This is a genomic window from Methanolinea sp. (genome assembly GCA_030055515.1).
Classification (GTDB): Archaea; Halobacteriota; Methanomicrobia; order Methanomicrobiales; family Methanospirillaceae; genus Methanolinea_A.
The window spans coordinates 132,186-148,422 of the sequence record JASFYI010000002.1; the positions used below are offsets into that span (position 1 = coordinate 132,186).

The 16,237-nt window shown below is 69.5% G+C and carries 16 protein-coding genes; 13 read left to right on the top strand and 3 right to left on the bottom strand.

Annotated elements, in window-relative coordinates; all coding sequences use genetic code 11:
- Positions 1 to 20 precede the first annotated feature (20 nt).
- On the top strand, positions 21 to 1,187 hold the full coding sequence (locus QFX32_04850; GenBank protein MDI9633370.1) for an ABC transporter permease: 1,167 nt from the start codon (positions 21 to 23) through the stop codon (positions 1,185 to 1,187).
- A gap of 34 nt (positions 1,188 to 1,221) precedes the next feature.
- Here the strand turns inward: QFX32_04850 and QFX32_04855 are convergent, their stop codons facing one another.
- Both QFX32_04855 and QFX32_04860 read right to left on the bottom strand, forming a co-directional pair.
- Entirely contained in the window at positions 1,222 to 2,652 is a 1,431-nt protein-coding gene (locus QFX32_04855; GenBank protein ID MDI9633371.1) for an aldehyde dehydrogenase family protein, read from the bottom strand.
- Between the two features lie 88 nt (positions 2,653 to 2,740).
- Entirely contained in the window at positions 2,741 to 3,118 is a 378-nt protein-coding gene (locus tag QFX32_04860) for a hypothetical protein (GenBank protein ID MDI9633372.1), read from the bottom strand.
- An 80-nt stretch (positions 3,119 to 3,198) separates the two neighbouring features.
- Here QFX32_04860 and QFX32_04865 point away from each other — a divergent pair, with 80 nt between their 5' ends.
- Positions 3,199 to 3,696, top strand: coding sequence for a metallophosphoesterase (locus tag QFX32_04865; GenBank protein MDI9633373.1), 498 nt, complete (start codon positions 3,199 to 3,201; stop codon positions 3,694 to 3,696).
- Here the strand turns inward: QFX32_04865 and QFX32_04870 are convergent.
- Positions 3,693 to 5,006: a hypothetical protein gene (locus QFX32_04870; GenBank protein MDI9633374.1), complete on the bottom strand. Its 1,314-nt coding sequence runs from the start codon at positions 5,004 to 5,006 to the stop codon at positions 3,693 to 3,695. The genes QFX32_04865 and QFX32_04870 overlap by 4 nt on opposite strands.
- A 189-nt stretch (positions 5,007 to 5,195) precedes the next feature.
- Between QFX32_04870 and QFX32_04875 the strand changes: the two genes are divergently transcribed.
- The 11 genes from QFX32_04875 (at position 5,196) to trpA (ending at position 16,225) form a co-directional block, all read left to right on the top strand.
- A complete protein-coding gene (locus tag QFX32_04875; GenBank protein ID MDI9633375.1) occupies positions 5,196 to 6,560 on the top strand; it encodes a TrpB-like pyridoxal phosphate-dependent enzyme in 1,365 nt (454 codons plus the stop codon).
- A 67-nt stretch (positions 6,561 to 6,627) separates the two neighbouring features.
- Positions 6,628 to 7,764 carry an ATP-NAD kinase family protein gene (locus tag QFX32_04880; GenBank protein ID MDI9633376.1) on the top strand — a complete coding sequence of 379 codons (1,137 nt, stop codon included), beginning with the start codon at positions 6,628 to 6,630 and terminating at the stop codon, positions 7,762 to 7,764.
- A gap of 116 nt (positions 7,765 to 7,880) precedes the next feature.
- A complete protein-coding gene (locus tag QFX32_04885; protein ID MDI9633377.1) occupies positions 7,881 to 8,939 on the top strand; it encodes a PAS domain S-box protein in 1,059 nt (352 codons plus the stop codon).
- A gap of 66 nt (positions 8,940 to 9,005) precedes the next feature.
- Positions 9,006 to 9,686 (top strand): methyltransferase domain-containing protein, encoded by a 681-nt coding sequence (locus QFX32_04890; GenBank protein MDI9633378.1) that lies wholly within the window; start codon positions 9,006 to 9,008, stop codon positions 9,684 to 9,686.
- 258 nt (positions 9,687 to 9,944) lie between these two features.
- A complete protein-coding gene (locus QFX32_04895) occupies positions 9,945 to 11,342 on the top strand; it encodes an anthranilate synthase component I family protein (GenBank protein ID MDI9633379.1) in 1,398 nt (465 codons plus the stop codon).
- On the top strand, positions 11,339 to 11,917 hold the full coding sequence (locus QFX32_04900) for an aminodeoxychorismate/anthranilate synthase component II (GenBank protein ID MDI9633380.1): 579 nt from the start codon (positions 11,339 to 11,341) through the stop codon (positions 11,915 to 11,917). The genes QFX32_04895 and QFX32_04900 overlap by 4 nt, the downstream gene beginning before the upstream one ends.
- Complete coding sequence (trpD, locus tag QFX32_04905; GenBank protein ID MDI9633381.1) at positions 11,914 to 12,930, top strand: anthranilate phosphoribosyltransferase; 1,017 nt, start codon at positions 11,914 to 11,916, stop codon at positions 12,928 to 12,930. Before QFX32_04900 ends, trpD begins: the two co-directional genes overlap by 4 nt.
- Positions 12,927 to 13,688 carry an indole-3-glycerol phosphate synthase TrpC gene (locus QFX32_04910; GenBank protein ID MDI9633382.1) on the top strand — a complete coding sequence of 254 codons (762 nt, stop codon included), beginning with the start codon at positions 12,927 to 12,929 and terminating at the stop codon, positions 13,686 to 13,688. Before trpD ends, QFX32_04910 begins: the two co-directional genes overlap by 4 nt.
- Positions 13,685 to 14,254: a phosphoribosylanthranilate isomerase gene (locus tag QFX32_04915; protein MDI9633383.1), complete on the top strand. Its 570-nt coding sequence runs from the start codon at positions 13,685 to 13,687 to the stop codon at positions 14,252 to 14,254. Before QFX32_04910 ends, QFX32_04915 begins: the two co-directional genes overlap by 4 nt.
- Positions 14,247 to 15,419 (top strand): tryptophan synthase subunit beta, encoded by a 1,173-nt coding sequence (trpB, locus tag QFX32_04920; GenBank protein MDI9633384.1) that lies wholly within the window; start codon positions 14,247 to 14,249, stop codon positions 15,417 to 15,419. The genes QFX32_04915 and trpB overlap by 8 nt, the downstream gene beginning before the upstream one ends.
- Positions 15,416 to 16,225 carry a tryptophan synthase subunit alpha gene (gene trpA, locus QFX32_04925; GenBank protein MDI9633385.1) on the top strand — a complete coding sequence of 270 codons (810 nt, stop codon included), beginning with the start codon at positions 15,416 to 15,418 and terminating at the stop codon, positions 16,223 to 16,225. The genes trpB and trpA overlap by 4 nt, the downstream gene beginning before the upstream one ends.
- Positions 16,226 to 16,237 lie beyond the last annotated feature (12 nt).

The following is a 16,237-nucleotide window of genomic DNA, read 5'->3' on the forward strand; positions in this document are numbered from 1 at the left end:
GGGAGGTGACGGGGTTTCCCATGCAGGTCTCGCTCTTCTTCGACTTCGCGAGGAGGAACCTCCGGCGCCACTGGCTCCGGTCCCTCCTTGCCATCGTCGGGATCGTCATCGGCGTGACCGCGATCGTCTCGATGGGCATCCTCGGCAACAGTCTCGTGCTCGCGATCTCCGACAGCCTCTCTGCCGTGGGGGACAGCATCATCGTGGTGCCCCACGCGGGAGGGGGCCCCATGATGACCTACGCGGCGAGCGAGGGGATCACGGAGCGCCAGCTCGAACAGATCCGGAGGGCGGTCTCCCCCAACCCCACGATCCCCGTGTACTCGGGGAGCGCGCGGATGAGGATAGGCGCGGAGGACACCGTCGGGGTGGTGTACGGCCTGCGCCCCGACGACATCCCCACCCTCCTCGAGGTGGAGGAGGGCACGTACCTCAGGGGGAGCTCGGGGGCGATGGCGGGTGCCCGGTTCGCGAGGGAGCACGACCTGCGGGTCGGCTCGCGCATCACCGTGAAGGACAAGGGCACCCTGCGCGTCGTCGGGATCATCAGGGAGAGGGGGATGGGCTTTGACATCAACCCTGACTACGGCATCGTCGTGGACAGCGGGTGGTACAAGCAGGCATTCGACAAGGAGGACTACGACCTCGTCATCGTGAAGGTGCGGGACCTCCCGCGGATAGGGGCGGTCAAGGAGGCGATCGAGAAGCAGCTCAACCGCCGGGAGACGGTCGTGGATGCCATCGATACGAGGGCGATCCTCGAGACGATACTGGACACATTCGGGAGGATATCGATGTTCACCACCGCGATCGGCGGGATCTCGCTCATCGTCGCGGGCGTGAGCATCCTCAACATCATGATGATGTCGGTGACGGAGAGGACGAAGGAGATTGGTATCCTCCGGAGCATCGGGACGCGCAGGAACGAGATCCTCGCCATGTTCCTCTTCGAGGCCCTCATCCTCGGGATCGTCGGGAGCACCATCGGGGGGGTGGCGAGCATCTTCGGCGGGTACGCCGTGAGCGTCCTCATGATCCGGACGGCCGAATACCTCTTCGTCCCCTCGAGCATGGTCCACGTCCTCTACGGCGTCGGGTTCGGGGTGGGAACGAGCCTCCTCTCCGGCCTCTACCCCGCGTGGAAGGCCGCGAACCTGAACCCGATAGAGGCGCTGCGGCACGAGTGAGGTATCTCCCCGTGGCCGGCCCGCGAAACCGCCCTCACCGGCCCACGAGGAGGGCCCTCGTCCTCGTGTAGGAGAGGAGCGCCTCCGACCCGTTCTCGCGCCCGAGCCCCGACGACTTCACCCCGCCGAAGGGGATCTCGGGCGGGAGGCTCAAGTGGCGGTTGACCCAGACGACCCCTGCCCTTACCCGGGCGAAGACCTCGCGGGCGACATTGAGGTCACGGGTCCAGACGGAGGCGCCGAGGCCAAAGCGCGTCTCGTTCGCGTGCCGGATGGCGGTATCGAGGTCGTGGACCGGCATGACGGGCAGGACGGGGCCGAAGACCTCCTCGCGGAGGAGCGCGGACTCCGGGTGCAGGTCGGTGACGACCGTGGGGGCGAAGAACGAGCCCCTGTCGTACGCGGGGCCGCGGAGGGGTCCCCCTCCCGTCACGACGATTCCCTCCCCCTTCCGCCTGAACTCCTCCACGAGGGCCGCGATCGCGGCACGCTGTTCCTGCCCGCAGAGCGGGCCCATCTCGACACCCTCGTCGAGGCCGTTTCCCACGCGGAGGGCCGCGACCCGCGCCGCGAGCCTCCTGAGGAACTCCGGGAATATCGCCTCGTGGACGAAGAGGCGCTTGACCGCGGTGCAGGTCTGGCCGGCGTTGTAGAACCGCCCGCGCACCGCCCCCGCGACCGCGCTCCCGATATCGGCGTCCTTCCAGACGATCATCGGGTCCGAACCCCCGAGCTCGAGCGTGAGCTCCTTGAGGGTGCCGGCGGCGAGCTCCCGGACCCGCAGGCCGGTCGCGACGTTGCCCGTGAAGGAGACCTTCGCGATCTCCGGGTGGCGGACGATCGCTTCCCCGACGACTTCCCCCCTCCCGGTGACGACGTTGAGGACTCCGGGGGGGAGGCCCGCCTCCTCGAGCGTCCGCGCGAGCGTGATGGCAGAGAGGGGCGTCCGTGCCGCCGGCTTGAGGACGAGCGTGTTGCCGGCGAGGAGGGCCGGGGCAACCTTCCACGCCATGAGGAGGGCCGGCATGTTCCACGGGATGATGGCCCCGCAGACGCCGAGGGGCTCCCGCGCGACGACCGCGTCGCCGGTCTCCCCGAGCGGGACGTACTCGCCGGTCAGCGTGCCCGAGATCGCGGCGTAGTACTCGAGGACGTGGGCAAACCCCCTGACCTCGTCCGTGGACTCCCGCAGGGGCTTTCCCTGCTCCGCGGTGAGGAGGCGGGCTATCTCCCCGTGTCTCTCCCGCACGAGGGACGCGCCCCGGAGGAGGATCTGGCCGCGCTCGCGTGCCATGCGGGAGGCCCACCCCGGAAAGGCATCGGCGGCCGCCTCGACCGCGTCGTCGACGTCGTCCCCCGTCCCCTCCGGCACCCTCTCGATCTCCTCGCCCGTGGCCGGGTTCGTGACCTCCATCCACCGGTCGTCGGCACCGGCCACGTCCCTGCCGCCGATTCTCATCTGCATGATGCAGGGGTGGCGACCTTCACCATATTATACCTTGAGCAATGCCTCGAGCAATATCGGGCGCGGCGGCGCGGGAGGGAGGCCGACCTCACTTCCCCGCGAGCAGTCCCGCGAGCAGTCCCGCGAGCCTCCGCACCACCGGGGAGGGATCGGAGAGGAGAGGGGGGAGGACCGATCCCGCGCCGGCCTCGCGGACCTCGCGCGCGTAGCCGGCCCCGGCGAGCCACGCGAGGGAGCGGAGCGCGGCGATCCTCGTTGCATCGTCGGCGTCCCGGCAGGCGGAGAGGAGGAGGGGGATCCCCCCCGCGGAGATGAATGCCGGCGCCGCGTTGTCCGTCGACGAGAGGAAGGCGGGGAGCCGGGAGAGGAGCCTCCGCTTCGAGACGCGGTCGTTCCCCTCGATCGCCCTCTCGAGGCCGCAGGCGACCTGTTCCCCCTCCCCGCCGGGAAAGCCGTCCCCGGTCATCTCCCTCCCGGTTCCCTGCCGCGGGAGATAAGGCTTCCCTTTATGTGCGGGGAACGCGAGTCTGGGAGGGAGGTTACGGCATGAGAATCGGGATCATGGCAGACTCACACGACCACGTCCCGCGCATCCGGGAGGCGGTGGGGGTATTCGCCCGGGAGGGGGTGGACCTCGTCCTCCACGCGGGCGATTTCATCGCGCCGTTCGTCATCCCGGAGATCGCGAGGGTCGGCGTCCCCGTCGTGGGGGTCTTCGGGAACAACGACGGCGACTGCCCCCTCCTCCTCTCCCGCAGCAGGGAACAGGGGAACGTCGAGATCAGGGGGTACTTCGCGGAACTGGAGTACGGCGGCAGGAGGATCGCGCTGCTCCACGGGCACGACAGGGAGAGGCTCGCGGAGTGCATGGAGTCGGGCCACTACGACGTGGTGGTCCACGGGCACACGCACCAGTACGGGATCGGGTCCGCGGGCAAAACTCTCTCCGTCAACCCCGGGGAATTGTGCGGCTACCTCACGGGGAACCCGACCGTCGCGATCTACGAGACCGGGAGCGGGACCGCGCGGATTGTCCCCCTCTAGGGGGGAGGGGAGACGAGGTCCCGCAGGCATTCCCCCATCCCCGAGAGGATCCTCCCGACCATCGCCGGTCGAACACCGTCTCCGCAGAAACCCGAGGCGAGGGTGAGCGTGTCCCGGTAGGTGCTCGCCGCGACGGAGAAACCGGGCGGGTATTCCACGGGCGGGAGGAGGTACGCGTACCGGGCCGAGAGTTCCCCGAAGTCGGCGCACTCGCCGGGGATCACCCCCGCGTTCGAGAAGAACGGGTTCCTCGGGTAGTTCCCCGAGAGCGAGGCCCTCTTCCGCTCCTCGAGGATCTCGCGCACCCTGGAGAACCCCTCCGAGAACATCTCGCCGAGCCGGATCGCGGCACCGAGGGGTGCGCGGAGCCCCTTCTTCTCGGCCATCGCGCGGTGCGCGAGGTCGGCGTGGGCAGCCGGGGGGAGGGTCCCGTCCGCGGGGAGCCTCACCTCGAAGGCGACCGAGAGATTTGCGACTGGGAGGAGGCGGACGGTCGGTGCGAGCCTGCGCAGGTCGGCAGAGACGAGGACCGGGTATTCCTTCCCCTCCCCGTGCGGGATCTCGCGCGCGACGCTCCGGAAGAACGCGGAGAGGAGGAGGTCGTTGACGGTCATCCCGCGGGAGCGGGCGTACTTCCGGATCTCCAGGAAGAGGCCGGGTCCGATGCGCGCCGTCGCGTGGCGGGGGGACCGGGCATTCTCCGGGGTGCAGGGGATCCCCCATTCCGCCGTCCCCTCGCCGCAGGCCCTCCGCGCCGCCTCGCGCTCCGCGGGTGTGAACGCGGAGAGGACGGGTGCAAAGGACCTGTCAGGCAGGTCCAAACCTCGTGCCCTCGCCGCGCCGCCTCCCTCCCTGTAAAACTGCGCGAGGAGGGCCGCGGTCTCCTTCACGCCGCAGGCGTCGGACGCCGCGTGGTTCACGGAGAGGACGAGCACGTCCTCTCCCCCGCGGACGAGCGTGAGCCGGGCCTGCGGACCGGTGCGGGGGTCGATGCGCGTGCGGGAGGGCACGGTGCCGGCGGCACTTCCCGCGTCGCGTGCCCGGACGAGGGAGAAATAGGCACGGGGGGAGAGCCGGGGGATCTCCTCCCAGAATGGTTCCTCCGCGTCGACGAACCGGGAACGGAGGACGGGCTCCGCCTCGAGCACGTCCCCCATTGCCCGGGAGAGCCTCGCCTCGTCCAGCCTCCCCGGCAACTCCGCGACGAGGTGGATCATCTGGTCCCAGATGGTGGAGAGCAGGAAGTCCCACTGGTCGTTGACAGGCGCGGGGAACCTCCGACCCCCGGCGCGCCCCATCTCCGCGTGCATCTCCCTCCTCCCCCGTGCAGGCAGGAATTATGGGCAGGGGAAGGGAAAAATGTTCTTTTCCCCGGGGAACCGGGGATCCCGGGCGGGACAAACGGGGGCAGCCCGAGGGGGAGCACTCCAATTGTCTGTGCAACGTGGAATTTTACAATACAACAATGTATATAATTATACAAAACCCAGTCTTAACCCATGAAGACGAAGATCCTCCTCGACGAGGACCAGATGCCACGGCAGTGGTACAATATCCTGCCGGACCTCCCGTCGCCCCTCGATCCCCCGCTCCACCCGGCGACGGGAAAACCTGTCACGCCGGACGACCTTAAACCCATCTTCCCGATGGAACTCATCAGGCAGGAGATGAGCGACAGGAGGCAGGTCGAGATGCCGCAGGAGGTGAGGGAGATCCTCCTCCTCTGGAGACCGACACCCCTCTTCCGTGCCCACCGCCTCGAGAGGCACCTCAAGACACCGGCGCGCATCTACTACAAGTACGAGGGGGTGAGCCCTCCCGGGAGCCACAAGCCGAACACCGCTGTTGCTCAGGCGTACTACAACATGAAGGAGGGCATCGAGCGGATCGCGACCGAGACCGGCGCCGGGCAGTGGGGGTCGGCGCTCGCGTTCGCGACGCAGCTCTTCGGTCTCGCGTGCACGATCTACATGGTCCGCTCGAGTTACGCCCAGAAACCCTACCGGAAGTCGATGATGCAGGTCTGGGGTGCCGAGTGCATCCCGAGCCCCAGCACGAGGACGAGGGCAGGGCGCGCGGTGCTCGAGAGGGACCCCGAGACGACGGGGAGCCTCGGGATCGCCATCTCCGAGGCGGTCGAGGACGCGGCGACCCACCCCGACACCAACTACTCGCTCGGCTCGGTCCTGAACCACGTCTGCCTCCACCAGACCGTGATCGGCCTCGAGTGCAGGGAGCAGCTCGCGACCGTGGACGAGTACCCCGACGTCGTGATCGGGTGCGTGGGCGGCGGCTCGAACTTCGCCGGGATCTCCTTCCCGTTCGCCGCGGACAAGATCAAGGGGAGGAGGAAGGATCTCGACATCGTCGCCGTGGAACCTGCCTCGTGCCCGACGCTCACGAAGGGGCTCTACACCTACGACTACGGGGACGTCGCGGGCCTAACCCCGCTCCTCAAGATGTTCACGCTCGGCCACGACTTCGTCCCGCCGTCCATCCACGCGGGGGGCCTCCGGTACCACGGGGACTCCCCCATCGTCTCCCGCCTCGTGCACGACGGGGTGATGAGGGCGGTCGCGTACCACCAGACCGAGGTCTTCGAGGCCGCGCAGACCTTCGCCCGCACCGAGGGGATCATCGTCGCGCCGGAGACATCGCACGCGGTGAAGGCGGCGATCGACGTGGCCCTCGCCTGCAGGGAGAAAAGGGAGGAAAAGACGATCCTCTTCAACTGCTCGGGCCACGGGAACTTCGACATGGCCGCGTACGACGCGTTCTACGCCGGCCAGCTCGTGGACTACGAGTACCCTGCCGACCTCATCAGGGAGTCCCTCTCCCGCATCCCGAAGGTGCCCGGGAGCTAAAAGGCGATATCGCCCCGGTGAACGGGGCACGAGATACCTTTTTTCCCGAAGGAGGGGAGGTAGCGCGATGCTCCGCGTCATCGGTTTCCTCGTGAACCCCGTCGCGGGGATGGGAGGATCGGTAGGCCTCAAAGGGACGGACGGGCTCGTCGAGGAGGCAATCGCCCGCGGGGCCGAACCGCGGGCACCGCGGCGCGCCGAGGAGGCAGTCCGCCACCTCGCGGGACTCCCCCTCCACTTCCTCACGTGCGCGGGGCAGATGGGCGAGGAGCCCCTCTCCCGCGCGGGAATCGCAAGCTACGAGGTCGTGCACGTGCCCGCGGGCCCAAGGACGGACGCGGGGGACACGGTCGCAGCATGCCGCGCATTCGCGGGGAGGGGGGTCGACCTCGTCCTCTTCTGCGGGGGGGACGGGACCGCCCGCGACATCTACTCGGTCGTCGGCGACCGCACCCCGATCCTCGGCATCCCCGCGGGCGTGAAGATGTACTCCTCTGTCTTCGCGATCACGCCGGAGGCGGCCGCGACGATCGTCCGCGAGGGAGTGTCGGGCGAAAGGGAGTTCCACGTCCGCGACGCCGAGGTGATCGACGTCGACGAGGAGGCGTACCGGAGGGGAGAGTTTGCGACACGGCTCTTTGGGGTCGCGAGGACGCCGTACCGGCCCGGGCTCTCGCAGATGGCAAAGCAGGTCTTCGAGGACCCGGACGAGGAGAGGGCGAAGGGGGAGATCGCCCGGTTCCTCCGCGAGGTCATCGAGGGGACGCCCGACATCCTCTACATCCTCGGCCCCGGCGGGACGACGGCGGCAATCGCAGCGGAGCTCGGGCTCGAAAAGACCCTGCTAGGGTTCGACGCCGTGAAGGCAGGGAGGCTCGTCGGGACCGACCTCGACGAGAGGGGTATCTGCTCCCTCCTCACGCGGTACCCCCAGGCGAGGCTCGTCGTGAGCGTGCTCGGGTCGCAGGGGGCGGTACTCGGGCGCGGGACCCAGCAGGTGTCGCCCCGCGTTCTCCGGGCGATAGGGAAGGAGAACGTCATCGTCGTCGCGACGCCGCGCAAGCTCGCCGAGACACCCCGCGTCTTCGTCGACACGGGGGACCCCGAACTCGACCGCGAGTTCGGGCCTACCATCAGGGTCGTCACGGGGTACAGGGTCGCCCGCCGCGTGGGGGTGGCGGCGGTCCCCGCGGGCATGGGGTGAATCCCGGGCCCCGTTCCCCGTCCCGAGGCCGCGGTCTTTCGGCGGTAGACCTCCCGGGAAAATATTTTTTTAACACCCGTGACGTTCCTTCCAGAAAGGAGAGGGGAACGGAGGGCATGGAGCGGAAGGGATCGGGGGGAGCAGGGGAAGGGCTCCCCGAGGCCCGCGAGAGGAACCTCGAGCCCGGCGACCACGTGGCAGTCCTCCTCGGCGATCCCTCCGGGATCGCACCCGTCACGGAGAGCATCCTCGGGAGGTGCGGGGAGAAGGGGTGGTACCCCATCTACATCTCCCGCTTCCCCGAGAGGAACCCCGCGATCTTCGCGGGGGATTCTGTGCGCGCGGAGATCGCGGGCCGTGCCTGCGTCCTCTCGCACGGCGATCCCCTCTTCCACAGCCAGCTTGCAACCGTCGAGGCCGCGCGGGCGTTCTTCGGGCAGAAGGCGCGGGAGGCCGCGGCGGCCGGGTACTCCGCGGTCTGCATCGTCCGGGAGGTCCCGCCCCTCGCGACCCACAAGTCAGAACGGAGTCTCGTGAGCGACCTCGCGGACCTAAAACCGCTCTTTGACGAGGGATCCCTCGTCCTCGTCTGCATCTACAGGATGGGGGAGACCCCCGCGGCAACGCTTCTCAACGTCCTGCGGACGCACCCCCTCGTCGTGCTCGACGGGAGGATCATCAGGAACTTCTTCTACATCCCCGCGTCGGACGCGCAGCGCTACAACCTCCCGTCCCTCGAGCTCCAGCACTGGCTCGACACCCTCCGGGAGATCTCCCGCCAGACCGAGATCCTCCGCGAGAGCGAGGCACGGTACCGGGACCTGCTCGAGAACGCGAGCGACCTCGTCCAGAGCGTGGATGCGAACGGCCGTTTCCTCTTCGTGAACAGGACGTGGAGGGAGAGGCTCGGGTACACGCGGGAGGACCTCGAACGCATCACGCTCTTTGACGTCGTCGCCCCCGAGTCCCTTTCGCACTGCAGGGAACTCTTCGCCCGGGTTACCTCGGGGGAGGACGTCGGCACTTTCGAGGCGGTCTTCCGGGCGAAGTCCGGGGAGAGGGTGTACGTCGAGGGGAGGGCAAACTGCCTGATGGTCGGGGGCAAGCCCCGGTACACGCGCGGGATATTCAGGGACATCACCGCGAGGAAGAAGGGCAGAGACGCCGGCCCGTGACCCCGCACATGCCCTGCGGGACATCCCGCGGGGTCTTATGAGGGAGGACCGACAACTTCTCCCGGGATGGAGCACGTGCGGAAGGCTTTCGACGACGCGGCGGCGCGGTACGACAGCACGCGGAAGTACATCATCCCCGACATGGACGGGTTCTACGGCGCGGCGGTCTGGGCCGCGGACTGGCCGGCGGAAGACCCGGCCGTCCTCGACATCGGCGCGGGAACGGGCCTCCTCTCCGCGATGATCGTCGAGAAATTCCCGGTGGCGAGGGTGACCCTCCTCGACATCTCGGACCGGATGCTCGAGGTCGCGAGGGCCCGGTTCTCCGGCAACCCCCGCGTCCGGTTCGTGGTCGCGGACTACAGCAGGGAGGAGCTCCCCGGGGTGTTCGACATCGTATGCTCTGCCCTCTCCATCCACCACCTCGACCACGCCCAGAAGAGGGATCTCTTCGCGAGGATCCACGCGGCCCTCGTCCCCGGCGGGATATTCGTGAACGCGGACCAGGTGGAACCCCCATGCGACTGGCTCTCCCGGAAGTACCGGGAGTACTGGGACTCCCACCTCGCGGGGGCACCCATCGACCCGGCAGAGGTGGAGGCGGCGAGGGCCCGGAGGGAGGCCCTCGACCAAAACGCGCCGCTCCTCGACCAGGTCCGTTGGCTCGGGGAAGCCGGGTTCTCCTGCGTCGACGTCGTGTACAAGAACAGGACTTTCTGCGTCTTCGTGGCGAGGAAGGGGGAGTGAGGGAGCGGGTGGCCGGGAGCCCTGCATCCCAGCTGCCCCGCAACACGCGCCCACGCACTTTCGTGCAGCAATGTATAAATAGTTACATCGAGGAACATAATAATACATGAAGGACGAGACGAGCAGCCACCGGGTGATGCCGGTGGACTGGGGATCGCCGCCGGCACGGCGGCACGCAAAGAGCGCCACGAGAGGCGCGTTCTAGGAAATTCCTCTCCTGCGGGGTGCGAGTTCCACCTCGAGACGGCCGAGATCCCGCTGCCGGCAGCCGACCCGTTCACGCTCTATTCTGCCATCGGGAAGGGGGGCGGCTGCATCCTCGAATCCGTGGAGGGGATCCCGCGGAGGGCCGTCCGGTCGTTCGTCTGCCCCGCGCCTCCGGTCGCGATCGCGCAGGGGGATACCGTCACGTACACGGGCGACCGGGCCATCATCGAGCGGCTCGAGATCCCGCAGGCCCGGGACCCGGTCGCGCTCCTGCGGGACCTCTGCGGGCAGATCCGGTGCACGGCCGTGCCGGGGTGCGGTTTTGCGGGGGGATTCATCGGGTACATCGCGTACGATGCCGTCACCGCTCTCTCCGGGGGCAGGGTGGACGCGGGGAGGGACAGGTACCTCGCGCGGTTCATGCTCTGCACCCGGGGGGTCGTGTACGACCACGTGGCCGGTTCCTGCACCCTCTTCGAGAATGTGCTTGTCCCGCCGGGGGGCGTAAGAGGGGATGCGGTGGGGGAGGCAAGGGAGAACCTCCTCTCCCTCCGGGAGGAGGTGGAAGCGGTCACCCCGCGGCAGGAGGGGGGGATCCCTCCCCCGGGAGACCTGCCCCCCCTCGCGTCGCACCCGGACCGCGAGGGGTACACCGGGGCCGTCGAGAGGGCGCTCCGGTACATCAGGGAAGGCGACATCTTCCAGGTCGTCCTCTCCCGGAAGGTCACGTGCCCCTCGCGTGCCGACCCCCTCTCCCTCTACGGGGCGATGAGGGCGATCAACCCCTCCCCCTACCTCTACTGCTTCCGGTTCGACGACGAGGCGGTCATCGGGTCGAGCCCTGAGATGCTGGTCCGCGTGGAGGGCCGGGAGGTCAGGACGGTCCCCATCGCGGGGACGAGGCCGAGGGGCAGGGACACCGCGGAGGACGACGCCCTCGCCATGGACCTCCTCTCCGACCAGAAGGAGAGGGCCGAGCACCTGATGCTCGTCGACCTCGCGAGGAACGACGTCGGGAAGGTCGCGGCGTTCGGGTCGGTCGAGGTCCCGGTCTTCATGGAGGTGGAACGGTTCTCCCACGTCCAGCACATCATCTCGGCCGTCCGCGGGACGCTCCGGGAGGGGTGCGACCGGTTCGACGCCCTCGCCGCGTGTTTCCCCGCGGGCACGGTGAGCGGGGCGCCCAAGGAGAGGGCCATGCAGATCATCGCGGAGCTCGAGGGGCACCCGAGGGGCCTGTACGCGGGCGCGGTCGGGTACGCGGCGTTCTGCGGCCCGCTCGAGTTCGCGATCGCGATCAGGACGCTCGTCGCGAGGGAGGGGAGGATCGAGTTCTCGGCCGGCGCGGGGATCGTCGCCGACTCTTTGCCCGAGAGGGAGTTCGAGGAGACGGAAGCAAAGGCACGCGCCATGGTCGAGGCGATCCGCCGCGCGGGGGTGGCGGGATGAGGGTCGTCATCGTGGACTGCTTCGACAGCTTCACCTACAACCTCCACCAGATGGTGGGGGCGCTCGGCGCAACGCCGGTCACCCTCACGTCGGACTGTTCCCTCGCGGAGATTGCCCGCGCGGCGCCCGACAGGATCATCCTCTCGCCGGGGCCCGGGAGGCCCGAGGACGCGGGCGTCGTCCTCGAGGTCATCGGGGAATTCGCGGGGGAGGTCCCGATCCTCGGCGTGTGCCTCGGCCACCAGGCGATCGTCCACGCGTTCGGGGGTACGATCGAGAGGCTGGAGACCCCCGTCCACGGCAAGACGAGCAGGATCCGCCATTCCGGCAGGGGGATCCTCGCGGGGATCGAAAGCCCCCTCGTCGCCACGCGGTACCACTCTCTCGCCGCGCCCGCGAGTGGCCTCCCGCCCGCGCTCGAGGTCACCGCCGTCTCCGAGGACGACGGGTGCGTGATGGGGGTGATGCACAGGGACATGCCGATCTTTGGGCTCCAGTTCCACCCCGAGAGCATCATGACGAGGGACGGGCACAAGATCGTCGCCAACTTCCTTGGGGGAGGGGGTGCCCGGTGAGGGAGGCACTCAGACTCATCGCCGCGGGGAGAACCCTCCCGCCCGAGGTTGCCCGCAGCGCGATGGAGCAGATCGTCACGGGCGGGGCCTCGCCGGCGTTGGCGGCCGCATTCCTCGCGGCGCTCCGGACGCGAGGGGAGACGCCCGGGGAGATCGCCGCGTTCTGCAGCGTCCTCTCGGAGCACGCGGTCAGGATCTCCCCGCAGGTGAGCGGCACGCTCACCGACACGTGCGGGACGGGGGGCGACGGCGCATCCACGTTCAACGTCAGCACGGCGGCCGCGATCGTCGCCGCGGCGGCGGGCGTCCCGGTCGTGAAGCACGGGAACCGGGCGGTGAGCAGCAGGTGCGGGTCCGCCGACGTCCTCGAGGCCCTCGGGGTCACCGTCGACCTCCCCCCGTCGGCCGTCTGCCGGCTCGTGGAGGAGATCGGGATCGGTTTCCTCTTCGCGCCCGCGTTCCACCCCGCGTTCCGGAACGTCGCGGCAGTCCGGCGGGAACTCGGCATCGAGACGGTCTTCAACATCCTCGGCCCCCTCCTCAACCCGGCGGGGGCGCCCGCGCGGCTGCTCGGCGTCTCCTCCCCCTCCCTCGTAGGACCCGTCGCAGAAGCCCTCCGCCTCATGGGCGTCCGGCGGGCACTCGTCGTGCACGGGTCGGGCATCGACGAGATCACCGTTACCGGCGAGACCCTCGTTGCCGAACTCGATGGCGGGCGGATCGAGCACTACGCGGTCTCGCCCCCGGACCTCGGCATCCCGGTGTACTCGCCCGGGGAGATCCGCGGGGGAGGGAGGGAAGAGAACGCGCGGATCGTCACCGACGTGCTCGGGGGGCGCGGGAAGGCCGCTGCCCGCGCCATCGTCGCGGTGAACGCGGGTGCCGCGCTGTACGTCGCGGGGGAGGCAACGGACATCGGCGACGGGACCGAGCGCGCCGTGGACGCGATCGCGTCCGGCATGGCCCGGGAAAAGCTCGGCGCGCTCGTCGATCTCTCCGGGAGGGCAGCATGATCCTCGACGCGATCGTCGCGGCCACCGCCGAGCGGGTCGCGCAGCTCCCGCGGGTGGAAACGGACACCGCGCACGCGCCGCGCGCGGCGCGGGGATTTTACGACGTGGTCCGGCGCGAGCCCGGGAAAAACGCGGTCATCGCCGAGGTGAAGTCCGCATCTCCATCCCGGGGGGTGCTCCGCGGGGACCTCGATCCCCGCGGCTTTGCCCTCGCCATGGTCTCGTCGGGATGCGCCGCCCTCTCGGTCATCACGGAACCCCGGTTCTTTCGCGGGAGCACGTCGCACCTCGCCGCGGTCCGGGCTGCGGTTCCCGTGCCGATCCTCCGGAAGGACTTCGTCATCGACCCGCGGCAGGTCGCGGAGAGCCGGGCGCTCGGTGCGGATGCGGTCCTCCTGATCGCGTCCCTCCTCGGGGAGAGGCTCCCCGACTATGTCGAGCTTTCGCGGGCGCACGGGCTCGAGCCGCTCGTCGAGGTCCACACCGCGGGGGAGCTCGAGCGCGCGCTCTCCACGGGGACGCGGATGGTCGGCATCAACAACAGGAACCTCTCGGACATGCGCGTGGACCTCTCCGTTACCGCGCGGCTCGCGCCCCGCGCGCGCGAGGCGGGGTGCCGCGTCGTCTCCGAGAGCGGGTACACGTGGCCCTGCGACGTCCGGAGGTTCCGGGACAGTGTGGACGGGTTCCTGATCGGCTCCTCGATAGTCCGCGCCCGGGACCCGCGGAAGAAGCTGGAGGGATTCCTATTCGCGTGAAGATCTGCGGGATCACGACGCCGGGGGACGCCCGGCTCGCGGAGGAGGCGGGGGCAGACGCGGTCGGCGTCGTGCTCTTCTCCGACTCGCCGCGCTGCGTGAGCCCCGCCGTTGCCCGGGAGATCTTCTCCGCCCTCGGCCCGTTCGTGACGCGGGTCTGCGTCTCGACGACGCGCTCCCGCCGGGACCTCGGGGAGATCCTCGACCTGAATCCCGATGCCGTCCAGATCTCCCTCCCCCTCGCGGAGGAGCTCCCGGTCCGGACGATCGGCATCCACGACGGGACCGGCCCGCTGCCCGCCCACGTCGATGCCATCGTGCTGGACGCGAGCAGGGGCACGGGCAGGCTGTTTGATCCCGCGCTCGCCGCGAGGATCGCGGGGGAGAGCCCGGTTCCGGTTATCCTCGCCGGCGGACTCACGCCGGGGAACGTCGCGGAGGCGGTCAGGCGCGTCCGACCCTACGGCGTGGACGTCTCGAGCGGCGTCGAGTCATCGGTGGGGAGGAAAGACCCCGGGCTCGTCAGCGCGTTCGTCCGCAGGGCGAAGGAGGCACTCCATGCCTGACCCCTCGCGGTTCGGGGTGTACGGGGGCCGGTTCGTGCCCGAGACCCTCATGGCCGCGCTCGACGAGCTCGAGGGGGCGTTCCGGACGATAGTCCCCGGCAGGGAGTTCCGCGAGGAACTCGGGTTCTACCTCCACGAGTACGCGGGGAGGCCAACCCCCCTCACCTTCTGCAGGAACCTCTCCCGGGACTTCGGCTGCAGGGTGTACCTCAAGAGGGAGGACCTCCTCCACTCCGGGGCCCACAAGCTGAACAATGCCCTCGGGCAGGGACTCCTCGCGAAGTTCATGGGGAAGAGGCGGCTCGTCGCGGAGACGGGGGCCGGCCAGCACGGCGTCGCGACGGCGATTGCGGGGGCGGTGCTCGGGATGGAGGTCGAGGTCTACATGGGGACCGAGGACATCCGGCGGCAGGCCCTCAACGTGGCGAGGATGGAGATGCTCGGCGCCCGCGTCATCCCGGTCGCGACGGGCTCCCGCACGCTCAAGGACGCGATCAACGAGGCCCTGCGCGACTGGGTCGCGAACGTCCAGACGACCCACTACCTTATAGGATCCGTGGTCGGTCCCCACCCGTTCCCCACGATGGTCAGGGACTTCCAGACGGTGATAGGGACCGAGACGAGGGAGCAGATCCTCGGGAAGGAGGGGAGGCTCCCCGACGCGATCGTCGCGTGCGTCGGCGGGGGATCGAACGCGATCGGCATCTTCACCCCTTTCCTCGGGGAGGCAACGAAACTCTACGGTGCCGAGGCGGGGGGCGAAGGACCGGGGGGGAAGCACGGGGCGACACTCTGCCGGGGACGGCCCGGCGTGCTCCACGGGACGTACACGTACCTCATCCAGGACGCTTTCGGCCAAATCCTCGAGTCGCACTCCATCTCGGCCGGCCTCGATTACCCGGGTGTCGGGCCCGAGCACAGCTTCCTGCGCGACTGCGGGAGGGTGGAGTACCGCCCCGTGACGGACAGGGAGGCCATCGACGCGTTCCTCCACCTCTCGCGGGCGGAGGGGATCATCCCTGCCCTCGAGTCGGCCCACGCGGTCGCGCTCGCGGAGAAGGTCGCGGGGGACCTCGCCGCGGACGACATCCTCGTCGTCAACCTCTCGGGCCGCGGTGACAAGGACGTCGCGCAGGTCGCGGAGATCACGGGGGGTGCCCGGTGACCACGCGCCTTGGGGAGGCATTCTCCTCCGCGGGGAGGCCCCTCCTCGTCGCGTGCCTCGTCGCGGGTGACCCCTCCCCCGAAGCAACGCCCGCGCTCATGCGCGCGGCAGCGGCAGCGGGTGCCGACGCCATCGAGCTCGTGATGCCCCATTCCGACCCCGTCGCGGACGGCCCGGTGATGCAGAGGGCGATGCAGCGCGCCCTCTCGGCCGGAACGACCCCGGACACCCTCTTTGCCATCGTCCAGGAGTTCCGGGCAGGGTCGGAGGTGCCGGTCGTGATCCTCACGTACGCGAACATCCCCGTCCAGAGGGGGATCGGGACGTTCTACAGGGACGCGGCACGCGCGGGCGCCGACGCGGTCGCCGTCGCGGACGTCCCGCTCGAGGAGGCGGGTCCTTTCTGCAGGGCGGCACGCGAGGCAGGGGTCGACCCCGTCCTCTTCGCGAGCGTGACGACGTCGGGAGATCGCCTGCGGCGGATCGCGGCATGCGCCGGCGGTTTCCTGTATCTCGTCTCGGTCCTCGGGGTCACGGGCGTCAGGGAAGGTGTCGACCCGCGCATCCCTCGACTCGTCGGGGAGGCAAAGGCCGTCTCGGGCATCCCCGTGGTCGCGGGTTTCGGGATAGGGGCTCCCGCCCACGTCCGGGCGTTCGCGGAAGCCGGCGTGGACGGGGTCATCGTCGGGTCGGCCATCGTCGCCGAGGTCGAGAGGACCCTCGGGGACCCGGACCTTGTGGCAGGTGCCGTGGGGGCAAAGGTGAGTGAACTTGCGCGGGCCCTGGGGGACCAGCCCCCCGGGTGAGGCGCGGGAGCG

Coding starts and splice junctions, on each gene's coding strand:
- QFX32_04870 (MDI9633374.1), bottom strand. CDS start 5,006: ATGCACGCGGAGATGGGGCGCGCCGGGGGTCGGAGGTTCCCCGCGCCT.
- QFX32_04855 (MDI9633371.1), bottom strand. CDS start 2,652: ATGCAGATGAGAATCGGCGGCAGGGACGTGGCCGGTGCCGACGACCGG.
- QFX32_04875 (MDI9633375.1), top strand. CDS start 5,196: ATGAAGACGAAGATCCTCCTCGACGAGGACCAGATGCCACGGCAGTGG.
- QFX32_04910 (MDI9633382.1), top strand. CDS start 12,927: ATGATCCTCGACGCGATCGTCGCGGCCACCGCCGAGCGGGTCGCGCAG.
- QFX32_04865 (MDI9633373.1), top strand. CDS start 3,199: ATGAGAATCGGGATCATGGCAGACTCACACGACCACGTCCCGCGCATC.
- QFX32_04890 (MDI9633378.1), top strand. CDS start 9,006: ATGGAGCACGTGCGGAAGGCTTTCGACGACGCGGCGGCGCGGTACGAC.
- QFX32_04900 (MDI9633380.1), top strand. CDS start 11,339: ATGAGGGTCGTCATCGTGGACTGCTTCGACAGCTTCACCTACAACCTC.
- trpB (MDI9633384.1), top strand. CDS start 14,247: ATGCCTGACCCCTCGCGGTTCGGGGTGTACGGGGGCCGGTTCGTGCCC.
- QFX32_04860 (MDI9633372.1), bottom strand. CDS start 3,118: ATGACCGGGGACGGCTTTCCCGGCGGGGAGGGGGAACAGGTCGCCTGC.
- QFX32_04850 (MDI9633370.1), top strand. CDS start 21: ATGCAGGTCTCGCTCTTCTTCGACTTCGCGAGGAGGAACCTCCGGCGC.
- QFX32_04885 (MDI9633377.1), top strand. CDS start 7,881: ATGGAGCGGAAGGGATCGGGGGGAGCAGGGGAAGGGCTCCCCGAGGCC.
- QFX32_04880 (MDI9633376.1), top strand. CDS start 6,628: ATGCTCCGCGTCATCGGTTTCCTCGTGAACCCCGTCGCGGGGATGGGA.